This is a genomic window from Modestobacter sp. VKM Ac-2978, from assembly GCF_026968025.1.
GTDB lineage: Bacteria > Actinomycetota > Actinomycetes > Mycobacteriales > Geodermatophilaceae > Modestobacter.
The window spans coordinates 19,175-41,016 of record NZ_JAPVBP010000002.1; the positions used below are offsets into that span (position 1 = coordinate 19,175).

The 21,842-nt window shown below is 74.8% G+C and carries 20 protein-coding genes; 14 read left to right on the plus strand and 6 right to left on the minus strand.

Features of this window, described 5'->3' with window-relative positions:
* The first annotated feature begins 92 nt into the window (after window positions 1-92).
* From O2W53_RS03895 to O2W53_RS03945, 11 genes are all read left to right on the plus strand, one after another.
* Entirely contained in the window at window positions 93-1,784 is a 1,692-nt protein-coding gene (locus O2W53_RS03895; protein WP_269161722.1) for a lytic transglycosylase domain-containing protein, read from the plus strand.
* Entirely contained in the window at window positions 1,751-2,380 is a 630-nt protein-coding gene (locus tag O2W53_RS03900) for a class I SAM-dependent methyltransferase (protein WP_269161723.1), read from the plus strand. The genes O2W53_RS03895 and O2W53_RS03900 overlap by 34 nt, the downstream gene beginning before the upstream one ends.
* Before the next feature lie 84 nt (window positions 2,381-2,464).
* On the plus strand, window positions 2,465-3,160 hold the full coding sequence (locus O2W53_RS03905; protein WP_269161724.1) for a prepilin peptidase: 696 nt from the start codon (window positions 2,465-2,467) through the stop codon (window positions 3,158-3,160).
* A gap of 146 nt (window positions 3,161-3,306) precedes the next feature.
* Complete coding sequence (locus O2W53_RS03910) at window positions 3,307-3,552, plus strand: Flp family type IVb pilin (RefSeq protein WP_269161725.1); 246 nt, start codon at window positions 3,307-3,309, stop codon at window positions 3,550-3,552.
* 68 nt (window positions 3,553-3,620) lie between these two features.
* A complete protein-coding gene (locus tag O2W53_RS03915) occupies window positions 3,621-4,040 on the plus strand; it encodes a TadE/TadG family type IV pilus assembly protein (protein WP_269161726.1) in 420 nt (139 codons plus the stop codon).
* Window positions 4,031-4,969 (plus strand): pilus assembly protein TadG-related protein, encoded by a 939-nt coding sequence (locus tag O2W53_RS03920; protein ID WP_269161727.1) that lies wholly within the window; start codon window positions 4,031-4,033, stop codon window positions 4,967-4,969. The genes O2W53_RS03915 and O2W53_RS03920 overlap by 10 nt, the downstream gene beginning before the upstream one ends.
* 5 nt (window positions 4,970-4,974) lie before the next feature.
* Window positions 4,975-5,682, plus strand: coding sequence for a Flp pilus assembly protein CpaB (cpaB, locus tag O2W53_RS03925; protein ID WP_269161728.1), 708 nt, complete (start codon window positions 4,975-4,977; stop codon window positions 5,680-5,682).
* Entirely contained in the window at window positions 5,679-6,857 is a 1,179-nt protein-coding gene (locus tag O2W53_RS03930) for an AAA family ATPase (protein ID WP_269161729.1), read from the plus strand. The genes cpaB and O2W53_RS03930 overlap by 4 nt, the downstream gene beginning before the upstream one ends.
* Window positions 6,854-8,347, plus strand: a complete 1,494-nt coding sequence (locus O2W53_RS03935) for a CpaF family protein (protein ID WP_269161730.1) — start codon at window positions 6,854-6,856, stop codon at window positions 8,345-8,347. The genes O2W53_RS03930 and O2W53_RS03935 overlap by 4 nt, the downstream gene beginning before the upstream one ends.
* Complete coding sequence (locus tag O2W53_RS03940) at window positions 8,344-9,282, plus strand: type II secretion system F family protein (RefSeq protein ID WP_269161731.1); 939 nt, start codon at window positions 8,344-8,346, stop codon at window positions 9,280-9,282. The genes O2W53_RS03935 and O2W53_RS03940 overlap by 4 nt, the downstream gene beginning before the upstream one ends.
* Window positions 9,282-10,169, plus strand: coding sequence for a type II secretion system F family protein (locus tag O2W53_RS03945; protein ID WP_269161732.1), 888 nt, complete (start codon window positions 9,282-9,284; stop codon window positions 10,167-10,169). The genes O2W53_RS03940 and O2W53_RS03945 overlap by 1 nt, the downstream gene beginning before the upstream one ends.
* Before the next feature lie 18 nt (window positions 10,170-10,187).
* On the opposite strand, the gene O2W53_RS03950 is transcribed toward O2W53_RS03945, so the two are convergent.
* The 3 genes from O2W53_RS03950 to O2W53_RS03960 form a co-directional block, all read right to left on the minus strand.
* The gene (locus O2W53_RS03950) at window positions 10,188-11,459 is read right to left on the minus strand and encodes a Cache 3/Cache 2 fusion domain-containing protein (RefSeq protein WP_269161733.1); all 1,272 of its coding nucleotides are present in this window, start codon (window positions 11,457-11,459) and stop codon (window positions 10,188-10,190) included.
* Between the two features lie 154 nt (window positions 11,460-11,613).
* Window positions 11,614-12,573 carry a sensor histidine kinase gene (locus O2W53_RS03955; protein WP_269161734.1) on the minus strand — a complete coding sequence of 320 codons (960 nt, stop codon included), beginning with the start codon at window positions 12,571-12,573 and terminating at the stop codon, window positions 11,614-11,616.
* Window positions 12,574-12,739: 166 nt separating this feature from the next.
* The gene (locus tag O2W53_RS03960) at window positions 12,740-14,836 is read right to left on the minus strand and encodes a SpoIIE family protein phosphatase (protein WP_269161735.1); all 2,097 of its coding nucleotides are present in this window, start codon (window positions 14,834-14,836) and stop codon (window positions 12,740-12,742) included.
* Between the two features lie 201 nt (window positions 14,837-15,037).
* On the opposite strand from O2W53_RS03960, the gene O2W53_RS03965 reads away from it, so the two are divergent.
* The gene (locus O2W53_RS03965) at window positions 15,038-16,627 is read left to right on the plus strand and encodes an APC family permease (RefSeq protein WP_269161736.1); all 1,590 of its coding nucleotides are present in this window, start codon (window positions 15,038-15,040) and stop codon (window positions 16,625-16,627) included.
* On the opposite strand, the gene O2W53_RS03970 is transcribed toward O2W53_RS03965, so the two are convergent.
* Window positions 16,620-18,173: a DHA2 family efflux MFS transporter permease subunit gene (locus O2W53_RS03970; protein ID WP_269161737.1), complete on the minus strand. Its 1,554-nt coding sequence runs from the start codon at window positions 18,171-18,173 to the stop codon at window positions 16,620-16,622. The two genes, O2W53_RS03965 and O2W53_RS03970, sit on opposite strands and share 8 nt — an antisense overlap.
* Window positions 18,174-18,263: 90 nt before the next feature.
* Here O2W53_RS03970 and O2W53_RS03975 point away from each other — a divergent pair, with 90 nt between their 5' ends.
* Both O2W53_RS03975 and O2W53_RS03980 read left to right on the plus strand, forming a co-directional pair.
* Entirely contained in the window at window positions 18,264-18,872 is a 609-nt protein-coding gene (locus tag O2W53_RS03975) for a TetR/AcrR family transcriptional regulator (protein ID WP_269161738.1), read from the plus strand.
* An 86-nt stretch (window positions 18,873-18,958) separates the two neighbouring features.
* Window positions 18,959-19,141 carry a hypothetical protein gene (locus O2W53_RS03980; protein WP_269161739.1) on the plus strand — a complete coding sequence of 61 codons (183 nt, stop codon included), beginning with the start codon at window positions 18,959-18,961 and terminating at the stop codon, window positions 19,139-19,141.
* A gap of 71 nt (window positions 19,142-19,212) precedes the next feature.
* On the opposite strand, the gene O2W53_RS03985 is transcribed toward O2W53_RS03980, so the two are convergent.
* Together O2W53_RS03985 and purT are read right to left on the minus strand one after the other, a co-directional pair.
* Window positions 19,213-20,424: a DUF2786 domain-containing protein gene (locus tag O2W53_RS03985; RefSeq protein ID WP_269161740.1), complete on the minus strand. Its 1,212-nt coding sequence runs from the start codon at window positions 20,422-20,424 to the stop codon at window positions 19,213-19,215.
* Between the two features lie 115 nt (window positions 20,425-20,539).
* The gene (gene purT, locus O2W53_RS03990) at window positions 20,540-21,730 is read right to left on the minus strand and encodes a formate-dependent phosphoribosylglycinamide formyltransferase (RefSeq protein WP_269161741.1); all 1,191 of its coding nucleotides are present in this window, start codon (window positions 21,728-21,730) and stop codon (window positions 20,540-20,542) included.
* Window positions 21,731-21,842: the final 112 nt, after the last annotated feature.

The following is a 21,842-nucleotide window of genomic DNA, read 5'->3' on the forward strand; positions in this document are numbered from 1 at the left end:
TTCGATGCCCGCCCGGCCGCAGCAGGTTGACGGCCACAGGGGGAACTGGTGCCTGAAGTCATGCCATGCGAGCACGTGCGGGTCCTCGGCTGATGAGCCGGGCCCGCCGCGGACGGCACACGAACACCCGGTCGAGCCGGGTGCGGGCACCCGGCGTCGTCGCCAGCGCGGGCATCACCACCGCCCTGGTCGCCTTCCTCCCCGCGGCCAGCGCCGCACCCGGTGCCGCTCCGGCGCCACCGCCGTCCTCTCGCCTGATGGCCGTCGAGGCCGACGCGCTCGTGCCCCGCCCGCCCTCCGGTCTGCGGGACGAGTTCGTGCCACCGCTGGAACCGCTGCTCGAGACCATGGCGATCGCGACCGACGCTGATCCGAGCAGCGCCCCCGCGACAGCCACCGCCGCGACCGCCCCGACCGCCGAGGCCCCGACCGCCGCCGCCCCGACCGGCGAGGCGTCGCCACTGGCCGCCAGCGGGATCCCGTCGACCGCACTGACGGCCTACGAACGCGCCGCCGCGCTCTCCGCCGACTGCGGCATCAGCTGGACCCTGATCGCCGCCATCGGCCGGGTCGAGTCCAACCACGGCCGCTTCGCCGGTGCCACCCTGCACACCGACGGGCTGTCGAGCCCGCCGATCATCGGCATCCCGCTCGACGGCACCAACAACACCGCCCGGATCCTCGACTCCGACGACGGCGTGCTGGACGGCGACACCGTCTACGACCGCGCCGTCGGCCCGATGCAGTTCATCCCCACCACCTGGGCGATGTACGACAGCGACGGCAACGGCGACGGGCGCCGCGACCCCTTCAACATCAACGACGCCGCCGTCGCCACCGGCAAGTACCTCTGCGCCGCGGGTGGGGACCTCTCCACGCCGGAGGGCCAGTCGCGCGCCGTCTTCGCCTACAACCACTCCGACAGCTACGTGGCCACGGTGCTCGGGCTGTCCGCCACGTACGCCGGGACGACGCCGGAACCGGTGCCCACCCCGGAAGGTCCGGCGCCGACCGTGCCACCGGCCGCCCCCGCCCCGCCGCCCGCGATCGAGCCGCCGCCGGCCGTCGAGCCGCCTGCGGCGCCGGTCGAGCCCCCGCCGCTCCTGGCCGCGCCGGCACCGGTCCCTGCGCCCACGCCGGAGCCGGAGCCCGTGCCGGCTCCTGCGCCGGAGCCCGTGCCGGCTCCTGCGCCGGAGCCCGAGCCCGCGCCGGAACCGGAGCCCGTCCCGGCTCCTGAGCCTGCCCCGGCACCGGAGCCCGCGCCGGAGCCGGAGCCCGTCCCTGCACCGGAGCCCGAGCCGGTCCCGGCTCCCGAGCCGGAGCCCACGCCGGTCCCGGCTCCTGAGCCCGCGCCTGCCCCCGCACCGGAGCCCGCGCCTGCCCCGGCACCGGAGCCCGCGCCTGCCCCGGCACCGGAGCCCGCGCCGGCCCTGTGTGGCATCGAGTTCCAGCCGGCCGAGCCGGTCGTCGTCGACGTGGTGGACGGCACCGGTGACCCGGTCCTGATCGAGGCGGTGACCGGGGTCCTCACCGACGCCGGGCTCACCCTCGGCACGGTCAGCAGCGCCGAGGTCACCGAGTCGGCGATCGAGCACCTCGAGGGTCAGGAGGAGCCGGTGCGGCAGCTGGCCGAGGCGCTCGGCGTCGTGTCGCTGCTCCGGCCGGCGACGGGGGAGAACCTCACCGTCGTCCTGGGCTCTGCCGATGCGGCTCCGCTGGTCGAGGAGCTGGCCACGCTCGCCGACGAGGAGTGCGACACCGCCCCCGCCGAGGAGACCGACTGACCAGCAGCGACACCCAGACGTTCTTCGGCTCCCGGGCCGCCGCCTGGGAGGAGAAGTTCCCCGACGACGGGCCCCGGTTCGAGCGGGCCGTCGCCGAGCTGGGGGTGCGCGCCGGGGACGCCGTCCTCGACGCCGCCTGCGGCACCGGGCGCGCCCTGCCCGTGCTGCGCGCCGCCGCCGGCCCGGCCGGGCTGCTCGTCGGCCTCGACCTGACCGCCGAGATGCTCGCCGAGGCCCAACGGCGTGGTCGCGGGGAGCTGGCGCACCTGGTGCGTGGCAATGTCACCGGGCTGCCGTTCGCGGCGGGGGCGTTCGACGTGCTCTTCGCCTCCGGGCTGGTCTCCCACCTGCCCGACCCCGAGGCCGGCCTGCGTGAGCTGGCCCGGGTCGCCGCCGACGGCGCACGGCTCGGTCTGTTCCACCCGGTCGGCCGGGCAGCGCTGGCCCGGCGGCACGGCCGGGAACTGACCCCGGACGACGTGCGCAGCGAGCCGCGGATCCGGGAGCTGCTCACCGGCACCGGCTGGCGCGTCACCGAGGTCGACGACGCCGAGGACCGCTGGCTGGTGGTGGCCGTCCGGCGCGAGCGCAGGTAGCCGACCACCTCGCGCCTGCCCGGGGGAGCGGTGTCCGCGTGTCACCCTGTGCGGCGTGCTGCACCGGACCCCGCCCCGACTGACGTGAGCGCGCTGCTCGCCGCGGTGGTCGCCGGACTCGGTGGCGCCGTCACCGGCCGGGTCGCCGACTCGCTGGCGCTGGTCGCCCCGCGTCGGGTCGAGGCCGGCGACGGGGCGGTCGCGGTCCGCGTCGACCGGCGGGCCCGCGCGATCGGGGCCCCCTGGCCGGAACTGACCGGGGCGCTCTGCGCCGTCGCGGTCACCCTCCGATTCGGCTGGACGGCGCAGCTGCCCGCGTGGCTGTGGTTCGTCGCGGTCGGCCTGCTGCTCACCGTCGTCGACCTGCGCGAGCAGCTGCTGCCCAACCGGGTGCTGCTGCCGGGGCTGCTGGGCGGCCTCGGCCTGCTGGCCGTCGCCGCCGGGGCGGACGGCGACTGGTCGAGCCTGGGGCGCGCCGCGCTGGCCGGGGGAGCCGCGTTCGCGGTGCTGCTGGTGATGGCGCTGGCCGCCCCGAGCGGACTGGGGATGGGCGACGTCAAGCTGGCCGGGCTGCTCGGTTTCTACCTGGGTTGGCTCGGCTGGCCCGTCGTCCTGGTCGGGTTCTTCCTCGGTTTCCTGCTGCAGGCCGTGGTCGGGCTGGCACTGCTCGCCGCCCGGCGGGTGGGACGGCGGACCGGGCTGCCGTTCGGGCCGGCGCTGCTCGGCGGTGCCCTGGTCGCGGCGCTGCTGACCGAGGACTGGCTCCTGCTCCTGCCGTGACCCGCGAACAGGTCGTTCACCCGGTCGGGTGAGCCGGTCCGCGCTGGGCTGTGCTTCGGGTTGCGCACGTCCGAACAACGGGGTGAAGACCGCGACCCGGGTCACCCGACCCGATCAGCCGACGGTCGGTTCCCCAGGAGCTCACGTTGGTCAGCCTGTTCCAGACGCTGCACACCCTGTCCTACGTCACCGCCGACCGCGTCGCGGACCGGCTGAGGACGGTCAAGGAGGAGAAGGGCGCCTCCGCCGTGGAGTACGCGATCCTCGTCGGCGCCATCGCCCTCGTCGTCGCGGCGGCCGTCCTCATCTTCGGCAACAAGCTCAAGGCCCTCTTCGACGGCATCTCGCTGGGCGGCACCCCGGCTTCCACGCCCGCCGCACCGACGAGCTGACCGGCGGTCCCTGACCACCGGGGACGTCGTCCCCGCCGCCTTCCCGACCCCACGACAGGAGCACCTCCGTGTCCGGCAGCCCTGCCCGGCCCCGTCCCCGTCCCGCTCGCCGGCTCCTCGGCGAGCGGGGCGCGGCGGCGGTCGAGTTCGCACTGGTGGTCCCGGTGCTGCTGCTCCTGCTCGTGGGGATCATGGAGGTCAGCAAGGCGTTCAACACCCAGGCCACCCTGTCGGCTGCCGCCCGTGAGGGCGCTCGCACCGTCGCCACGGCGGGTACCGCCGCGTCGGCGCTGTCGATCGTGCAGTCGGCGGTCGGGACGCTGGGCGTCCCCGCATCGGCCATCAGCATCACCCCGCTCACCTGCGTGGGCGCAGCGGCGAACACGACGGTGACGGTGACGGTGACCCACCGCCAGACGTTCCTCGGCGGGGTGCTCGGCTCCTCGGGCGCCACCCTGACCGGCAGGGCGGTCATGCGATGCGGATGATCTCCCGGCTGCTGCGCCGCGCTGCTCCGCAGCGGTTGGCCGACGAACGAGGCGCCGTGGCCGTGATGGTCGCCATCATGCTCGTGCCCCTGCTGGGGTTCGCCGCCATCGCGGTGGACGTCGCCTCGTTGTACTCCGACCGCGAGCAGCTGCGCACCGCCGCCGACTCGGCCGCGCTGGCGGTGGCGTCGGACTGCGCGAAGGGCGCCTGCGCCAACCCCACCGCCACCGCGACCTGGGCACTGACCGCCAACGCCGCCCCGGCCGGGGCGACGTTGCGCACCCCGACCGTCGCGATCAGCGGGCAGCAGGTCACGGTGACCATGACCGCCGACCAGGCGCACTGGTTCGCCCCCGTGCTCGGCATCGACAGCACCACCGTGTCCGTCACCTCGGCCGCCACGTGGACGGGCGGCACACCGCTCACCCGCACCCTGCGTGCCCCCGTGGGGCTGTCCTGGTGCGAGTACCAGGCGCAGCTGGCCCGCGGTCAGTTCCTCAACAGCCTCCCGCACCACCTCGACCCGCAGACCACCGCGGCGAGCACCTGCACCGGCCCGGACGGCGAGGCGCTGCGCGGTGGGCAGGCCGTGCTGCAACCCGACTCGGCCAACGGCTGCGTCATCTCGGCCAGCACCGGCAGCAACGTCACGAAGGTCCGACCGGCCCAGGCCTCCCGGGTCGCCGACAACTGCGCGTCCGGCCTCTACAAGCTCGGGCTCCTGTTCGACCAGGTGACCCTCCCGATCTGGGACCAGACCGGGACCAGCGGCGGCACCACCTGGTACCGCGTGCGCGGCTTCGTCACCTTCGAGCTCTGGAACATCGAGCTCGCCAACGCCACGCCGATGCTCACCGGCCGCTTCACCTCGGCATTCGTCGAAGGTGCCGCTGGTGCCGGCTCCGTCTCCCTCGTCCGAGAGAAGTGATCGTCATGCGTCGCGTCCTCGCCGCTCTCGCGGCCCTTGCCCTGGCAGTGTTCGGCGCCGTCGTCCTGATCAGCTACGTCCGGGGCGCCGATGCCCGCGCCGAGGCCGGGGCCGTCCTGGTCCCGGTGCTCGTCGCCGCCGGCGACATCGACGCCGGCACCACGGCCGAGGACGTCGCCGACCTGGTGACGACCGCTCGGGTGCCCAGCCGTCTGGTGGTGGGTGGTCACGTCGACGACCTCGCTGACGTGGCCGGCCTGAGCACCACCACCAAGCTGATCAAGGGCGAGCAGTTGGTGTTCGCACGGTTCGCCGACCCGTCCGTGCAGGCGGCCGCCGCCGGGGTGGTCGAGCCCACGGCGGGCACCGAGGAGGTCAGCCTCACCCTGGAGCCGCAGCGGGCCGTGGGCGGGGCACTGGCCGCCGGCGACCGGATCGGCGTCTTCATCAGCCAGGGCGACCCGACCACGACCGACCTCGCCGTCGGCGAGGTGCTGGTGACCCGGGTGACCGGCGGCGCCGACGACCAGACGGCGGCGATGACCGGCGCCGCGCAGACGATCACGGTGACGCTGGCGCTCACCCCCGAGCAGGCCACCGTGGTCATCGCGGGGATGGAGCAGGGCGCCGTGTGGCTGTCGCTCCAGGAGTCGGTCGATCCTGCCGACACCTCCCTGGACAGCACGACCCCGACCACAGGAGCAGACCAGTGAGCACGGTCCTGACCATCGGTGCCGACGCCGACCTCGTCGCGCGGTTCACCGAGGCCGGCAGCAGCGACGTCGTCGCCCTCGGGGTGGACGCGCTGGCGGAGGGTGTCCTGCTCCGCCACCTCGCCGGACCGGACGCCCCGGACCTGGTGGTGCTGGGGGCCGAGGTCGCGTTGGCCGACTCCTTCGCCCTCGCCGGGCAGCTCGACGGCGCGGCACCGGGCACCAGCGTCGTCGTCGTCGCCTTCACCGATCCCGAGTTGTGGATCGAGGCGATGCGCGCCGGCGTCCGCGACGTCCTCTCCCCGCACGCCTCCACCGCCGACGTCGCTGCCGTCCTCGAGCGGGCGGCCGCCCGCGCCGAGGCCCGCCGGGTCGCGTCGGCGACGGTGCCGCAGGCGCCCACCCGGCGGGTGGTGGTCGTCGCCTCGCCCAAGGGCGGGGTCGGCAAGACCACCGTCGCCACCAACGTGGCCCTCGGCCTGGCCGTGGCCGAGCCCGGGTCCACCGTGCTGGTCGACCTGGACGTGCAGTTCGGGGACGTCGCCAGCGCACTCGCGCTGGTCCCAGAGCACACGCTCCCGGACGCCGTGCGCGGCGCCGCCAGCAACGACCCGCTCGTGCTCAAGACCTACCTCACCCGGCACTCCTCCGGGCTGCACGTGGTCGCCGGCAGCGACTCCCCGGCAGCAGGGGACGCGGTCACCCCGGAGGAGGTCGCGCGGCTGGTCGACATGCTCAGCGCGGAGTTCCGGTACGTGGTGGTCGACACCGCCCCGGGGCTGACCGACCACACGCTCACCGCACTCGAGCGGGCCACCGACCTGGTGCTCATCGGCAGCATGGACGTGCCCGGCGTGCGCGGGCTGCGCAAGGAGCTCGACGTGCTCGGCGAGCTGCAGCTCGTGCCGGCCGGCCGCCACCTGGTGCTCAACGGCGCCGGCTCGGCCGGTGGCCTCGCCCTGGCCGACGTCGAGCGGACCGTCGGCGCCCCGCTGGACCTGGTGCTCCCGCGGCACGACGCCGTCCCGCTGTCGACGAACACCGGCGTCCCGCTGCTGATGAAGGGCGGCAAGGACCCGGTGACCCGCGGGCTCCAGACGCTGGTCGGCCGGCTCGCACCTGCCGCGGCGGCCGGCAAGGGCCGGCGCGGACGCCGGCGGGTCGGTGCCCGATGAGCCTCAGCGACCGTCTCGCCCAGGCCCGTGGCCAGGCGGCCGGTCCCGTGCCGCTCGCACCGGCCCAGGGCGATGAGCCCGTGATCCGGGTCGTGGGACGCCCCGCGCCGCCGCCCACCGGCCTCGCGTCCCGGATCGCCGGGAGGGCCGGCGCCGGCCCCGTCGACCCGGCCACCCGTCCGGCGGCCGGCCCGGACACCCTCACCCAGCTCAAGGAACGGGCCAGCCGCGCCCTGTTCGAGCGGCTGGGCGGCAAGCTCTCCGACGCCGACATCCCCGACGAGCAGCTGCACGCCTTGGTGCGGACGGACCTGCAGCGGGTCATCGCGCACGAGCCGACCCCGCTGTCCGAGGAGGACCGGCGGCGGCTCATCACCGAGCTCACCGACGAGGTGCTCGGCTATGGCCCGCTGCAGCCGCTGCTGGACGACCCGGACGTCACCGAGGTGATGGTCAACGGGCCGGACACCGTCTACGTGGAGCGCGGCGGCCGCATCGTCCGCACCTCGGCCGGGTTCGCCGACGAGCAGCACCTGCGCCGGGTGATCGAGCGCATCGTGTCCCGGGTCGGCCGCCGCATCGACGAGTCCTCGCCGCTGGTCGACGCCCGGCTGCCCGACGGCTCCCGGGTCAACGCGATCATCCCGCCGCTGGCCTTCAGCGGCTCCTCGCTGACCATCCGCAAGTTCGCCCGCCGGCCGCTGCAGATCGCCGACCTGATCGAGGGCGGCACCCTCAGCTCCGACATGGCCGAGCTGCTGCGCGCCTGCGTGGCTGCCCGGCTCAACGTCATCGTCTCCGGCGGTACCGGCACCGGGAAGACGACGCTGCTCAACGTGCTCTCCTCGTTCATCCCCGCGGGCGAGCGGATCATCACCATCGAGGACGCCGTCGAGCTCCAGCTCCAGCAGGAGCACGTCGTCCGGCTGGAGTCCCGCCCGGCCAACATCGAGGGCAAGGGTGCGATCAGCATCCGCGACCTGGTCCGCAACTCCCTGCGCATGCGCCCGGACCGGATCATCATCGGCGAGGTCCGCGGCGGGGAGAGCCTGGACATGCTGCAGGCGATGAACACCGGCCACGACGGGTCGCTGTCCACCGTGCACGCCAACTCCCCGCGGGACGCCGTCGCCCGGCTGGAGACGCTGGTGCTGATGGCCGGCATGGACCTGCCGCTGCGCGCGGTTCGGGAGCAGGTCACCTCCGCCGTCGACGTGATCATCCAGGTCTCCCGGCTGCGCGACGGCAGCCGGCGGGTCACCCACGTCACCGAGGTGCTGGGCCTGGAGGGCGACACCGTGACGCTGCAGGACGCCTTCCTCTTCGACCACTCTGCCGGCAGCGACCGCGACGGCCGGCTGCTCGGCCGCGCGGTGCCCACCGGCATCCGGCCGCGGTTCCTGGAACGGTTCGCCGAGCGCGGGGTCACGCTCGCGCCGCGGGTGCTGGGGGTGCCGCACCTGGCGCCGGTCGGTGGTGGGGGCCGATGAGCCCGCTCGTCTGGGCCGGCGTCGCCGCCTGCGCACTCGCACTCGCGCTCCTGGTCGGGCTGGTCGTCGTCCCGCGGCGTCCCCGGGTGGAGATCACCCGGCTGGACCCGACCGCGGCGCCGGCGCTGCGGGGCCGGTCGGCCCTGACCGCCGCGGCGAACCGGCTCGGTGACCAGTCGCTCCGGCGGCTGGGCCGCCGCGACGCGCTCGTGGCGTCGCTGGAACGTGCCGGGGTCCACCGGTCACCGGCACAGGTCTTCGGCGGGACGGTCGCCGGTGCGCTGCTCGGCGACCTCGTCGGCGGCCTGCTCTGGGGCCTGCTGGGCGGACTGGTGCTGGCGCTGGCCGTCCCGCTCGCCGTCCTGGTGACCCTGGAGGTGCGCAGCCGCCGGCGGCGCTCCGCCTTCGCCGAGCAGCTCGACGACACGCTGCGGCTGATGGCCAGCAGCCTCCGGGCCGGGCACAGCGTGCTGCGGGCGCTGGAGGCCGTCTCCCACGACGGCGCCGCGCCCACGGCCGAGGAGTTCTCCCGGGTGCTCAACGAGGTCCGGGTGGGGCGCGACGTCGTCCTGGCCCTGGAGGAGGTCGCCGAGCGGATGCGCAGCGACGACTTCGGCTGGATCGCCCAGGCCGTCGCCATCCACCGTGAGGTCGGCGGCAACCTGGCGGAGGTGCTCGACCGCGTCGGCGCCACCATCCGGGACCGCGGCCAGCTGCGGCGTCAGGCGCAGGCGCTCTCGGCGGAGGGGCGCGCCTCGGCCGCCGTGCTGCTGGCGCTGCCGGTCGTCGTCGGTGGGGCGATGCACCTGGTCTCGCCGACCTACATCGGCCGGCTCCTGGACGGCGCCACCGGCCTGGTCATGCTGGCGACGGCCGGGGTGCTGATGGTCGTCGGCGCGGTCTGGGTGCGCCGCGTCGTGACGGTGACGTTCTGATGCCCACGATCGTGTGGGTCGCCGTCGCCGCCGTCGTCCTCCCGCTCGCCGTCCTGGCCCAGGTCACGCTGGCCCGGTCCGGGAAGACGCTGGTCGTTGCCCGGCAGAACCTCACGCGTGGCCTGGTCACGCCCGCCTTCGAGGTGGGCACGCTGGAGGCCCGCGGCACCGGGGCCGGCGCCGTCCTCCGCGCGCTGACGCCCGAGTCGGCGGCCCGCCGGATCCGGCGCATGATCGACGTCGCCGGCCGCCCGGCCACCTTCACGATGACCCGCGTGCTGTGGGCCAAGCTCGTGCTCGCCGCTGTGGCGGCGCTGCTCGCTGCCCTGTTCGTGGTGGAGGCGCCCGGCATCCCCGCCGGGCTCGGCGCGGTGGTCGCGGTGCTGGTGGCCTACCACCTGCCCGAGGCAGCGCTGTGGGGCAGAGGTCAGGAGCGGCGGCAGCTGATCGCGCGCCAGCTGCCCGACGTCCTGGACCAAATGACCATCGCCGTGGAGGCCGGGCTGGGCTTCGAGGCCGCGCTGTCCCGCGCGGCCACCACGGGCCGGGGTGCGCTGGCCGAGGAGCTGGTGCGCACCCAGCACGACATCGCCGCCGGTCGGCCGCGGCGCGCCGCCTACGACGCCCTGGCCGCCCGCACCCAGGTCGCGGACCTGCGCCGGTTCGTCGGGGCGGTGAACCAGGCCGACGTCTACGGCATCCCGCTCGCCGACGTGCTGCGGGTGCAGGCCGATGAGATGCGCGTCAAGCGCCGGCAGCGCGCCGAGGAGCAGGCGATGAAGGTGCCGGTCAAGGTCACCTTCCCGCTGATGGTCTGCATCCTGCCGGCGCTGATGATCGTGGTCGTCGGCCCCGCGGTCCTGGGGCTGCTGGAGTCCCTGGGCTGAGCCCCGCCCGCCGCCGGATCAGGCCGGGGCGTCGATCGGCAGGCCGACGTAGAGCATGCCGACCAGCGCACCGGCGGCGGAGTGCACGCCGGCGTAGGCGGTGAAGTAGGGCTTGCCCGCGACGGTGGCCGGGCCGGTGTAGACCTGCCCGCCGAGCACCGCGGCGAGCACCGGGTTGCGGCTGCCGTCGGCGCCGGTGGGGGAGAGGCAGGTGCCGATGTTCCGCCGGCCCTGCGGGTTCACCACCGTGGTCGCCACCCGGACCATCCCGCCGGCGTCGTCGAGTCGCTGGAACAGCGTGCAGGTGCCGCCGACCTGGGCCACCACGTCGTCGACCAGCGCCGACCGGTGCCGCGGGTCGTCGTTCCAGCTCAGCACCTCACCGCCGAGCAGCAGCTCGGGCAGCCCGACGGAGCGCGTCGCCGAGGTCGCCTGGTCGGTCACGGTCACCGTCCGGTGCCCACTGCCCAGCTCGATGCCGCCGGCCTCGTCCAGCAGGTCCTCGGCCAGGGTCAGCGCGCGCCGGACGTAGACCAGCCGCTGGCTGTCGGCCAGCTCGGCGACCGCCTGGGTGATCCGGGCCGACCCGCTGGCCGCCCGGTCGACGTTGTCCACGACCCGCTCGGTGGCGACGCGCTGCTGCTCGACGGCGGCGGCGATGGCGTCCTGCGCATCGGCGATCGAGCCCAGCGTGCCGGTGATCCGGCCGATCGCGGTGACCGCCTGCCGGGTCTCGGACTGCACCGCCTCGATCTGCGCGCCGATGTCCTCGGCGGCCTGGGCGGTGCGGCTGGCCAGCTCCTTGACCTCGTCGGCCACCACGGCGAAGCCCCGGCCCACGTCGCCGGCGCGCGCCGCCTCGACGTAGGCGTTGAGCGCCAGGAACCGGCTCTGCTGGCTGATCGCCGAGATCAACCGCACCATCTGGGTGATCGACTCGCTGGCCTCCTGCAGCGCGGCGATCCGCTCGTCGACCGCGCGGGCGTCCCGCACGGCCTCCTCCGCGACCGCCGAGGCCTGCGTGGTGCTCGAGGAGATGTCCGCGATCGCCGAGCGCAGGTCGGTCAGCGACTCGGCGGCCTGCTGGGAGGTGTCGGACACCTCGCGGCTGGCCGAGGAGAGCACGCCGGCCTGCTGGGCGGCCGCCGCCATGCTGTCGTCCTGCTCGGGCTTGCGGCGGGTGCGCGCGGGCGCCGCCGGACGCGGGGCGAGAATCGCCGGCTCGTCGTCCGGGGGCGCGACGGCGGCGGCAGGCACCGCTGCGGTGCCCCGCGGGGACGGGAAGCGCACGACTCGACTCCTCTCGGACGCGGACCCGTGCCCGCCTCGCGCGGTCAGCCTAGGGGGCGCCGAGGTCGGGAACGCGCTGGTGAGAGCGGCGCGTCGGGAGTCCGGCCGAGCGGGAACGATTGCACGGCCCGGTCGGACGCCGTGCGGCGTCCGGTCAGCGCAGCAGCGTCGTCAGCCGCACGGTCAACCCGTCGGGCCCGTCGATGACGTCGACGTGGTCGCACAGCTGCCGGGCCAGCCACAGGCCCATGCCGCCGTGGGACAGGTCGTCGCCGTGGGCGGGGCCGTAACCGGCGAACGGGTCGTCCATCCCCACCCCGCCGTCGCTGATCGTGCAGACCACCCGGTCGGCCGACGCCCACAGCCGCAGCCGGACCGGTGGGCCACCGTGCCGCACCGCGTTCGCGCTCATCTCGTCGACCGCGAGGTGCAGGTCCTCGAGGGCGTCCTGGGGGCCGTCCAGCTGGGCCAGCCGGCCACCGACCGCGTGCCGCAGCCCGGCGAAGTCCCGTACGTCGTCGACCCGCAGCAGCGGGTCGGTGGCCTCGAGCGGCTCGTCCGGCAGGGGCAGGGCGCGCAGGTAGTCGGCGGGCTCGGTGTAGTCCGGGTTGGGCCGGCGCCCGTCGGCGCTGACCAGGTGGGTGTGCGTGCGCAGCCCGCAGTCGACCAGCTCGGCGGGGAGCGACTCGACGTCGTAGGCACACAGCCCCCAGGTCGGCCACGAGCGCATCGCCTCGTTGAGCACGGCCTCGTACCGCTGCCACTCCAGCCAGTCCCGCGGCGTCTTCCCGAAGTCGGTCTCCCCGACGACCCGCAGCCGGGCGTGCCCGCGACCGGTGACCCGCTCGGCGAGCCGGCGGAAGGCGGTGATCGCTGCAGGCGTGCGCGCCTGGTACACCTCGTGCTGCGGCAGCACGTGCACGTGCTCGTCGCCCAGCGCGTCCCGCAGCATCGTGGCCGAGGGTTCGCTCGTGGTGATCACGGCTGCCTCGCCGGCCTCCAGGCCCGCGCGCAGGAAGGGGACCGCGACGGCGGCCAGCTCCTCGGCGGAGCTGTGCAGGACCAGGTCGTGCCGGAACGTGGCCGGACCCAGCTGGTCTGGCGGTGCGTGCACGTGGTGGGTCCTCTCGTTCGTCGGGGCCGGGTCTGGGGCCGGGTCTGGGGCCGGGTCTGGGGCCGGGTCTGGGGCCGGGTCTGGGGCCGGGGCGTGGGGCCCACGGTAGGCCGATGTCGTTCCGGCGGCTGCGCGTGTGCCCCCCGGGGAGGTCCGGAGCCCGCCCTCAGCGGCTCGCCGGGTCGTCGGGGACGACGTCGGGCACCCGGTTGGGGCCGGCCTCCACCGGGCGCGGGCGGTCCTGTCGGTGCAGTCGCACGGCGACCAGGGCGACGTCGTCCTCGGGCTTGCCGTCGACCAGCCGCTCGATCAGCTCGTCCAGCAGCTGGCCCAACGGGAGGTCGGCCAGCTCGGTCAGGTGGGTCCGCAGCCGGAGCAGGCCGGTGTCCAGGTCGGCGTCCCGGCGTTCGATCAGCCCGTCGGTGTAGAGGAGCACCGTCGACCCGCGGTCCAGGGTGACCACCGACTCGGTGCGTTCGACCGTGGCGTCGACGCCGAGGAGCAGGTCGGCCTTCCAGTCGGCGAGCACCGCCACGCTGCCGTCGGGGTTGAGCGCCAGCGGCGGGAGGTGCCCGGCGTTGGCCCAGACCATCCGGGTCACCCCGCGCTCCAGCTCGTCGGCGGTCTGCTCGAACCTGGCCACCGCGGCGGTGGCCAGGGTGTCCAGCTGGAGCAGCGTCATCGCCGAGTCCAGCCCGCGGAGGACCTCCACCGGCCCGGCGTCGCTGTAGGCGGCGATGCCGCGCAGCAGGCTGCGCACCTGGCCCATGGCCGCGGCTGCGGCCGTGTCGTGGCCGACGACGTCCCCGATGACCACCATCGTCGAGCCGCTGGGCTGCAGGAAGGCGTCGTACCAGTCACCGCCCACCCGGGCGGCCTCGGCCGCCGGCAGATAACGGACCACGATCTCGGCGTGGTCGGGCTCCGGCGGATCGGTGAGCAGGCTGCGCTGCAGCACCTCGGCCATCTGCTGCTGCTGGTCGAACAGGCGCGCGTTGTCCAGCGCCAGACCGGCCCGGTCGGCGACGTCCTGGGCCACTGCGACGTCCGCCTCGGTGGCCGAGTGCGCGTCGGCGTAGGCCAGCGTCAGCAGCCCCAGCGTCCGGCCGCGTGCCCGGAGCGGGAGCGCCACCTCCGCCCGGGGGGCGAGCACGGTCAGCAGGTCCCGGGCCTGCCCGGGCGGCAGCAGGTCGAGCACCTCGGAACCGGCGAAGGTCACCGCCTCGTCGGCGTGCAGCGCCCGGCCCACCGGCGCGGTGATCGGCATGGCGTCCAGTCGCACCTCGGCGTACCGCTCCAGCGTCGCCCGCTGCGCGGGGTCGACGTGCCAGCTGCCGACGTCCCGGGGGTGGCCGTCGGCGTCGATCACCGTGACGATGCACCAGTCGGCCAGCGCGGGCACGACCAGCCGGGGCAGCCGGGCGGTCGCCGACTGCACGTCCAGCGTGCCGGCGAGCTCGGCGCTGACCTGGGCCAGCAGGGCCAGCCGGCGGGCGGACCGCTCGGCCTGCTCCTGCGCTTGCCGGCGGGCGGTGACCTCGATGGCGTAGACCGACAGCCCGTCCGGCGTCGGCCAGGCGCGCACCTCGTACCAGCCGTTGAGCGGCGCGGGGTAGTGCGCGTCGAACGCGGCCGGTTCGCCGGTGGCGACGGCCCGGCGGTAGCTCTCCTCGAAGGGGCTGCCGACCGAAGCCGGGAAGGCCTCCCAGATGACCCGGCCCAGCAGCTCGTCCCGGCTGCTCCCGAGCAACCGCTCGGCCTCGGCGTTGACGTGCACGAAGCGCCACTCGGGGTCCAGGGAGTAGAAACCGGCCGGCATCGCCTCGAGCACGCGGACGACCCGGGCCTCGGCGGCGAGCTCGTCGGTCGCGTCGTAGGCGACCCCGATCAGCCGGGCCGCCGACCCGTCGGTGCCGGCGACCGCCTGGCCGCGGGCCGACACCCACCGGGTGTGCCCGCCCGGCAGGACGACCCGGAACTCGGCCTCGTACTCCCCGCAGCTGTCGATGGCGGCCTGCAGGGCGTCGGTCACCCGGGGCAGGTCGTCGGGGTGCAGGCGCGCGTTGAACGCCTCGATGCTCTGCTCGAAGGTCGTCCGGTCGTAACCGAACATCTCGATCAGCCGGGCGTCCCAGACGAGCCGTCCGCTCCGGAGGTCCCAGTCGAACGTCCCGATCCGCGCGGCGTCGATGGCCAGCTGCGCCCGGAGCCGGTCACCCTCGACGTCGTCCTCGAGGTCACCGACGTGTGTGGGCTCTGCCACTGACACCCACTCCACCTGGTCGCCCGGCGTCCGGGCCGGGAGCCTCGTCGCTCGCTGTTGAGCTGCAGGAGTTATGTCACGCGCCACCGAGTTGAGGCAAGCGACTCGACGGAGATCACGTCGCCGGACCGGGCACCGGGTGTCCGGTCCGGCGCCCGGTTGTGCGATAACACCAGCCATGGACACGCGCACGGCTCCGGCATGACCAGTTCGTCCCCGGCGCCGCTCGCGCCGCCCCGCGTCGAGGGTGCGGCCGTCGACAAGGGCCTCAAGACCGGCGCCCTGGGCCTGGTCTCCTCGATCGTCCTGGCCGTCTCCTCGACCGCCCCGGCCTACGCGCTGGCCGCGACGCTGGGGTTCGTCGTCATCGTCGTCGGGGTGCAGGCCCCGGCGATCATGCTGCTGGCGTTCGTGCCGATGTGGCTGATCGCGGTCGCCTACTCGGAGCTGAACAAGCGCGAGCCCGACTGCGGGACGACGTTCACCTGGGCCGCCCGGGCCTTCGGACCACGTGCCGGGTGGATGGGCGGCTGGGGGATCATCGCCGCCGACGTCATCGTGATGGCGAACCTCGCCCAGATCGCCGGCTCCTACGGCTACCGGCTGGTCGGCCTCGACGGGCTGGCGGAGAGCGCCGTCTGGACGACGGTGGCCGGCGTCGCCTGGATCGCCGTGATGACCTGGGTCTGCTATCGCGGCATCGAGCCGACCGCTCGGCTGCAGCGGGTGCTGCTGTCCGTCGAGGGCGTCGTGCTGGTGGCCTTCGCCGTGTACGCCCTGGTCAAGGTTTACGGGGGGACGGCGCCCGAGGGCTCGCTCACCCCGTCGCCGTCCTGGTTGTGGCCGTCCGGGATCGGCTGGCCGGCGCTCACCGAGGCGGTGCTGCTGGCGATCTTCATCTACTGGGGCTGGGACTCCGCCGTCGCCGTCAACGAGGAGACCGCTGACCCGACCCGGTCGCCCGGGCGGGCCGCGATCATCTCCACGGTGCTGCTGGTCGGCATCTACACGGTGGTCTCCGTGGCGACCGTGGCCTTCGCCGGCGTCGGGACCGAGGGCATCGGGCTGGGCAACGAGGCCAACGCCGAGGACGTGTTCGTCGCCCTGGGCGCGACGGTCTTCGGGGACGACGTCCTCGGCCGGGCCTTCGAGGCGCTGCTGATCATCTCCGTGCTCACCTCGGCGGCGGCGTGCACGCAGACCACGATCCTGCCCACCGCCCGCGGCACGCTGGCGATGGCCGCCTACGGCGCACTGCCCCGGTCCTTCGCCCGGATCCACCCGCGGTACCTGACGCCCACGGTCTCCACGGTCTGGATGGGGATCGTCTCGATCGCCTTCTACGTGGGCCTGACGATCGTCAGCGAGAACGTGCTGATCGACTCGATCACCGCCACCGGCATGCTGATCGCCTTCTACTACGGGCTCACCGGCTTCGCCTGTGCCTGGCAGTTCCGCCGGGCGCTGCACGGCCCGCGGGACGTCGTCATGCGCCTGGTGCTGCCGCTGCTCGGCGGGCTGTTCATGCTCGCCGTCTTCGTGCTGGCCTGCGTCGAGTACGCCGATCCCGGCTACGGCGAGACGGTGATCGGCGGCGTCGGCGGGGTGTTCGTGGTCGGCGTCGGCGCCCTGCTGCTGGGGCTGGTGCTGATGGTGGTCTACAGCCGGGTCGCGCCGGCGTTCTTCCGCGGCGAGACGATGCTCGACGACGGTGACCTGGTGCTCCGGGACGGCGTCCCGACCGTCACCCCGTCCGACCGGTCCGAGGAGGGTCCCCCTCCCGTCACCTGACCACTGCTGAGCCCTCGGGGGTCGGCTCGGGCTCGGCGACCCGGTGCTGGGCCGGCAGGAACGCCAGGACGACGACCGCACCGATCGCGCTGGCCGCGGCGCACACCCACGACCCGGCGACGACGCCGTCCAGGAAGGACTGCTGGACGGCCGTCACCGCGTCCCCGGGCAGCTGCCCGGCCACCGCGAGGCCGGCGAACACCGAGTCCGCCGCGCTGTCGGCCGCCTGCGGTGGGGCGCCGGCCGCGGTGAGCCCGTCGACCACCGCCGGGGCGTAGACGGTGCTGAGCACCGACCCCACGACGGCGACGCCGAGGGTGCCGCCGACCTCGCGCACGGTGTCGTTCACCGCGGAGCCCGCCCCGGCCTGGTCGCCGCGCAGTGCACCCATCACCGCCTCGGTCGCCGGGCTGGTGACCAGCCCGAGGCCGGCGGCCATGAGCACCATGGCGATCACGATCCGACCCCAATAGCCGGACTCCAGGGTGGTGCCGGCGGCGACGGCGAACCCGGCAACCATGGTCACCAGCCCGGCCGCGACCACCAACTTGGTGCCGACCGCACGCATCGCGACGATCGCCAGCGGGGCGGTGACCCCGATGACGGTGGCGAACGGGAGGGTGGCGAGGCCGGCGGTCAGGGTGCCGTAGCCGCGGACCGACTGGAAGTACTGGGTGATCATGAAGATGAACCCGAACAGGCTGAAGAAGGCCAGCGCGATCGCTCCGCTGCCGACCGACACCCGCGGGTCACGGAACAGCCGGACGTCCAGCAGCGGCTCCTCGGTGCGCAGCTCGTGGACGACGAAGCCGCCGATCGCCAGTGCCGCGACGGCGTAGCCGCCCAGGGTGGCCGCCGAGCCCCAGCCGTGCCCGGGGGCCTCGATCGTGGTCCAGACCAGGAGACCGATGCCCAGCACCGAGGCGGCGGCGCCGGTCAGGTCGAAGCGGTGTGCCCGTGCTCCGCGCGACTCGGGCACCAGCAGCCGGCCGGCCACCAGCGCGACCGCCGCGATCGGCAGGTTGACCAGGAAGACCGAGCCCCAGGAGAAGTGCTCGAGCAGCAGGCCGCCGGTGACCGGGCCGATCGCCACCGACAGGCCGGTGACGGCGGACCAGACGCCCAGTGCGGTCGCCCGCTCGCGGCGATCGGTGAAGACGGTGACCAGCAACGCCAGGGTCGCCGGGTAGACGGCGGCAGCGGCCACGCCCATCGCGGCCCGGCCAGCGATGAGCTGCTCGGTGCTCGTGGCCAGCGAGGCCAGTGCCGAGGTGAGGGCGAAGGCGACCAGCCCGGCCTGGAGCAGCCGCCGCCGGCCGAACCGGTCACCGAGTGCGCCGCCGAGCAGCAGCAGGGCGGCGAAGGCCAATGTGTAGCCGTCGACGACCCACTGCAGGTCGCTGGTGCTGGCCGACAGCTCGCGGCTGATGGTCGGCAGCGCCACGTTGACGATCGTGTTGTCGATGCTGACCAGCAGCACGGACAGGCAGAGCACGGCGAGCACCCACCACCGACGGGTGGCGGGGGCGGGCAGGGGAGTGGTCATCGCGGCCTCCGAGTAGTAGAACGATGTTCCAAAACAGTAGAACGCCGTTCTATACCAGGGCAAGGGCGATCGGTGCAGGAGGATGAGGTCGTGACAGATGTCAGGCCCGGCGCCGGGCGCACCCCGAGCCGAGCGGTCGAACAGGCGCTGGTCGACGCAGCTGAACGGGTGCTCGTGCGGGACGGGCTGAGCGCGGTGACCGTGCGGGCCGTCGCCACCGAGGCCGGGGTCGCCCCGATGGGCGTCTACAACCGCTTCGGCAGCAAGGACGGGTTGATCGCCGCCGTGCTGGTCCGCGGCTTCGACGGGCTGCGGGCCGCGGTCACCGAGGACGCCGACTCCGACCCGGTGGCCCGGCTGCTGGCCAGCGGGCGCAACTACCGGCGGTTCGCCCTGGCCCAGCCGCAGCACTACGGGGCGATGTTCGGCGGGCGGCCGCTGCCCACCGAGGGCGCGGACGAGCTGGTCGAGCACGCTTCGGCCGCCTTCGAGGCGCTGGTCGACCACGTCCGGTACGCGATGGCCCGCGGTGCCCTGCGTGAGGAGGACCCGACCGAGACCGCCCAGCTGATCTGGAGCTCGGTGCACGGAGCGGTGAGCCTCGAGCTCGGCGGGGCGGTGCTCACCCCCGACCCGGCGGCCACCTACGAGTCGCTGCTGCAGCTGATCGTCGACGGGCTGCGCCGACCACCCCCCTGAGGGTGAGGTGTGGCGCCGATCCCCGGGACGACGCTCCAGCGCCCCTCCGTCACTGCCGACACCAGCAGAGACGAGAGGAGCCGGTCATGTTGACTCTGGCGTGCAGTGCAGTGGCCCAGGCGGGGATGGCAGCGACGACGGCGTCGCTGGACGACACCCCCGCGGAGTCGTTGATGTTCGTGGCCGGGTGGCTCACCACGGCCACCGACCTCACCGCGCAGGCGATGCTGATCCGCGACCTCGGCGCGAGTTTCGACGTCCTGATCTGAGGAAGGACCCCCCTGCCCCCCACCGCTCGCGAGCTCGCGGCGGGGCCCTGCAGGGGGGCCGTTCCAGCACCTCACCTGCTGGGCAGGGAGCGACGGCCTGAGCCGAGGTCGGCGTCGTCGGCGGCGCGCCGACCGGCGTGCCAGCCGGCCGGGTCGACCGTGCTCCCGCCCCGGCGGCGCAGCGACGGGAACAGCTCCTCGACCGCCCGGTCGACCGCGGCCGACCGCTCGGCCAGCACCGGCGCCAGCTCGGCGCCGTAGTCGGCCCGGGCCTCGGCGGTCGCCTGCTCGCGGGCCTGGGTGAGCCGCTCCTCCAGCCGCTGGGCGAAGGAGTAGAGGAAGCCCCGGCGGAACGGCGTCGACCGCGCCCGGGCCCCGCCGCTGGAGGCTGCGTCGGCCAGCGCCCGCGCCGCCTGCAGCAGCAGCGAGGTGACCAGCAGTTCCACCAGGTCCACGTCGTCCCGGAAGCCGACCAGGGTGGCGATGCCGAAGCTCGGCAACAGCACCACCCGGACGCCGTTCGCGGTGCCGACGGCCTGCACCACCGCCGCCTTCGCCTCGGTGTGCGGGTCGTCCAGGTGCAGCCGCCGGGCGACCACGCCGGCCGGGGAGCCGTTCCCCCGCTGCGCGAGCACCGCCGTGTCGATGGCGTGCCGGGCCATCAGCGACTGCGCCTTGGCGGTGAGCGCCTCGGCCTCCTCGGCGAACTCCGTGGACTCCGCCTTGGCCAGCAGCGACCGGATCCGGTGCAGCACCTTGTCGTCGGTCCCGCTGCCCGACGCCTCGACCGGCCAGAGCGCAGCCGACCAGCCGCTGGGCGGGGTGAGCAGCTGCTCCAACCTCGGCAGCGTCCGGAACAGCCCGATCAGCCGCAGCACGTCCCGCCAGGCCGGTGCGGACTGGATCCGCTCGGCCCGCCACCAGTCGGCGACGGAGCGGACGTCCGTGTCCAGCGCGCCGAGCTGGGCGGCCCAGGCCTCGGGCACCTGACCGGCAGCCGCCGACCCGGACTCGGCGGTGATGACCGCGGCCGCCAGCCGGGCGGCCCGTTGGCTCACCCGGCGGCGGGCGACGTGCACGACGTCCACCGGCTGCCAGCCGCCCTCCCACAGCTGCGGCAGCGCGGCGATGAGCGTCTGCTGTGCCTGGCCGCCGCTGTCGACACCCGGGTCGCGCCGGGTCAGCCGGGCGACCACCGGGTCGAGCTCGGCGGCCTGCACCCCGGGCTCGGCGGCGAGCCGGGCGCCGGCCAGCAGCAGCATCAGCACCTCGTCGGTGGTCATCGGCGGTCCTCTCCTCGTGCGTGCGCCGGACCAGCGTGGCGGCGGGTGGATCGCGCCGGGGGGCGGTCCGGGCGGTTGTGGACCGGGCGTCCCGTTGTGGACGCCGGTGGGCGGCTCAGGCGCGGGGGCGCACCCGGGAGGCCGCCTCGCGGGCGGTGGCCCGGGCGGCGTCGACGTCCTCGGCGCGGGCCAGCGCCACGCCCATCCGCCGGCGGGTGAAGCTCTCCGGCTTGCCGAACAGCCGCAGCTCGACACCGGGCAGCGCCAGCGCCTCGTCGACCCCGTCGAAGGTGACCCCGGTGGCCTCCACGCCGCCGTAGACGACCGCCGAGGCGCCCGGGTTGCGCAGCGTGGTGTCCACCGGGAGCCCCAGCAGGGCGCGGGCGTGCAGCTCGAACTCGTTCTGCCACTGCGTCGTCATCGTCACCATGCCGGTGTCGTGCGGCCGCGGGCTGACCTCGGAGAACCACACGTCGTCCCCGCGGACGAACAGCTCGACGCCGAACACGCCCAGCCCGCCCAGCTCGGCCGTCACCGCGGCGGAGATCGCCTGCGCGCGGTCCAGCGCCACCGCCGACATCGGCTGCGGCTGCCAGCTCTCCACGTAGTCGCCGGCCTCCTGGCGGTGGCCGATCGGCGCGCAGAAGCCGGTGACCGTCCCCCCGTCGCGCAGCGAGCGCACGGTCAGCAGGGTGATCTCGTAGTCGAAGTCGACGAAGCCCTCGACGATCACCCGGGTGCCGGCGACCCGCCCACCGGCCATCGCGTACGCCCAGGCGCCGTCCACGTCGTCCGGGCCGTCGAGCTTGCTCTGGCCCTTGCCGGAGGAGGACATCACCGGCTTCACCACGCACGGGAAGCCGACCTCGGTGGTCGCGGCGCGTAGCTCCTCCAGCGAGTCGCAGAACCGGTAGGCGCTGGTGGGCAGGCCGAGGTCCTCGGCGGCCAGCCGGCGGATGCCCTCGCGGTCCATGGTCAGCCGGGCGGCCCGCGCGGTCGGGACGACGCGCACCCCCTCGGCCTCCAGCTCGACCAGCGTCTGGGTGGCGATCGCCTCGATCTCCGGGACGACGACGTCGGGCCGCTCGGCCTCGATCAGGGAACGCAGCTGCGCCGGGTCGCTCATCGTCAGCGTCCGGGCGTGGTGGGCGACCTGGTGGCCGGGTGCGTGGTCGTACCGGTCGGCGGCGATGGTCTCCACCCCGAGCCGCTGCAGCGCGATCAGCACCTCCTTGGCCAGTTCCCCGCTGCCCAGCAGCAGCACGCGGGTGGCCGAGGGAGACAGCGGGGTGCCCAGGGAGACCATGCGGACAGGCTAGAGAGGGGCGCGGCGACCGTTCCGCACCGAACGGCGGCCACCCGCGCGCCCGGTCACCGCCACGGCCGGAATCCGCCGGTCAGCCGGCCGTTCCGTCGCT

Bases quoted from the DNA above. Each gene is read 5' to 3' on its own strand.
- O2W53_RS03895 (WP_269161722.1), top strand. From the start codon at position 93: ATGAGCCGGGCCCGCCGCGGACGGCACACGAACACCCGGTCGAGCCGG.
- O2W53_RS03920 (WP_269161727.1), top strand. From the start codon at position 4,031: ATGCGGATGATCTCCCGGCTGCTGCGCCGCGCTGCTCCGCAGCGGTTG.
- cpaB (WP_269161728.1), top strand. From the start codon at position 4,975: ATGCGTCGCGTCCTCGCCGCTCTCGCGGCCCTTGCCCTGGCAGTGTTC.
- O2W53_RS03935 (WP_269161730.1), top strand. From the start codon at position 6,854: ATGAGCCTCAGCGACCGTCTCGCCCAGGCCCGTGGCCAGGCGGCCGGT.
- O2W53_RS03940 (WP_269161731.1), top strand. From the start codon at position 8,344: ATGAGCCCGCTCGTCTGGGCCGGCGTCGCCGCCTGCGCACTCGCACTC.
- O2W53_RS03945 (WP_269161732.1), top strand. From the start codon at position 9,282: ATGCCCACGATCGTGTGGGTCGCCGTCGCCGCCGTCGTCCTCCCGCTC.
- O2W53_RS03965 (WP_269161736.1), top strand. From the start codon at position 15,038: ATGACCAGTTCGTCCCCGGCGCCGCTCGCGCCGCCCCGCGTCGAGGGT.
- O2W53_RS03970 (WP_269161737.1), bottom strand. From the start codon at position 18,173: ATGACCACTCCCCTGCCCGCCCCCGCCACCCGTCGGTGGTGGGTGCTC.
- O2W53_RS03980 (WP_269161739.1), top strand. From the start codon at position 18,959: ATGTTGACTCTGGCGTGCAGTGCAGTGGCCCAGGCGGGGATGGCAGCG.
- O2W53_RS03985 (WP_269161740.1), bottom strand. From the start codon at position 20,424: ATGACCACCGACGAGGTGCTGATGCTGCTGCTGGCCGGCGCCCGGCTC.
- purT (WP_269161741.1), bottom strand. From the start codon at position 21,730: ATGGTCTCCCTGGGCACCCCGCTGTCTCCCTCGGCCACCCGCGTGCTG.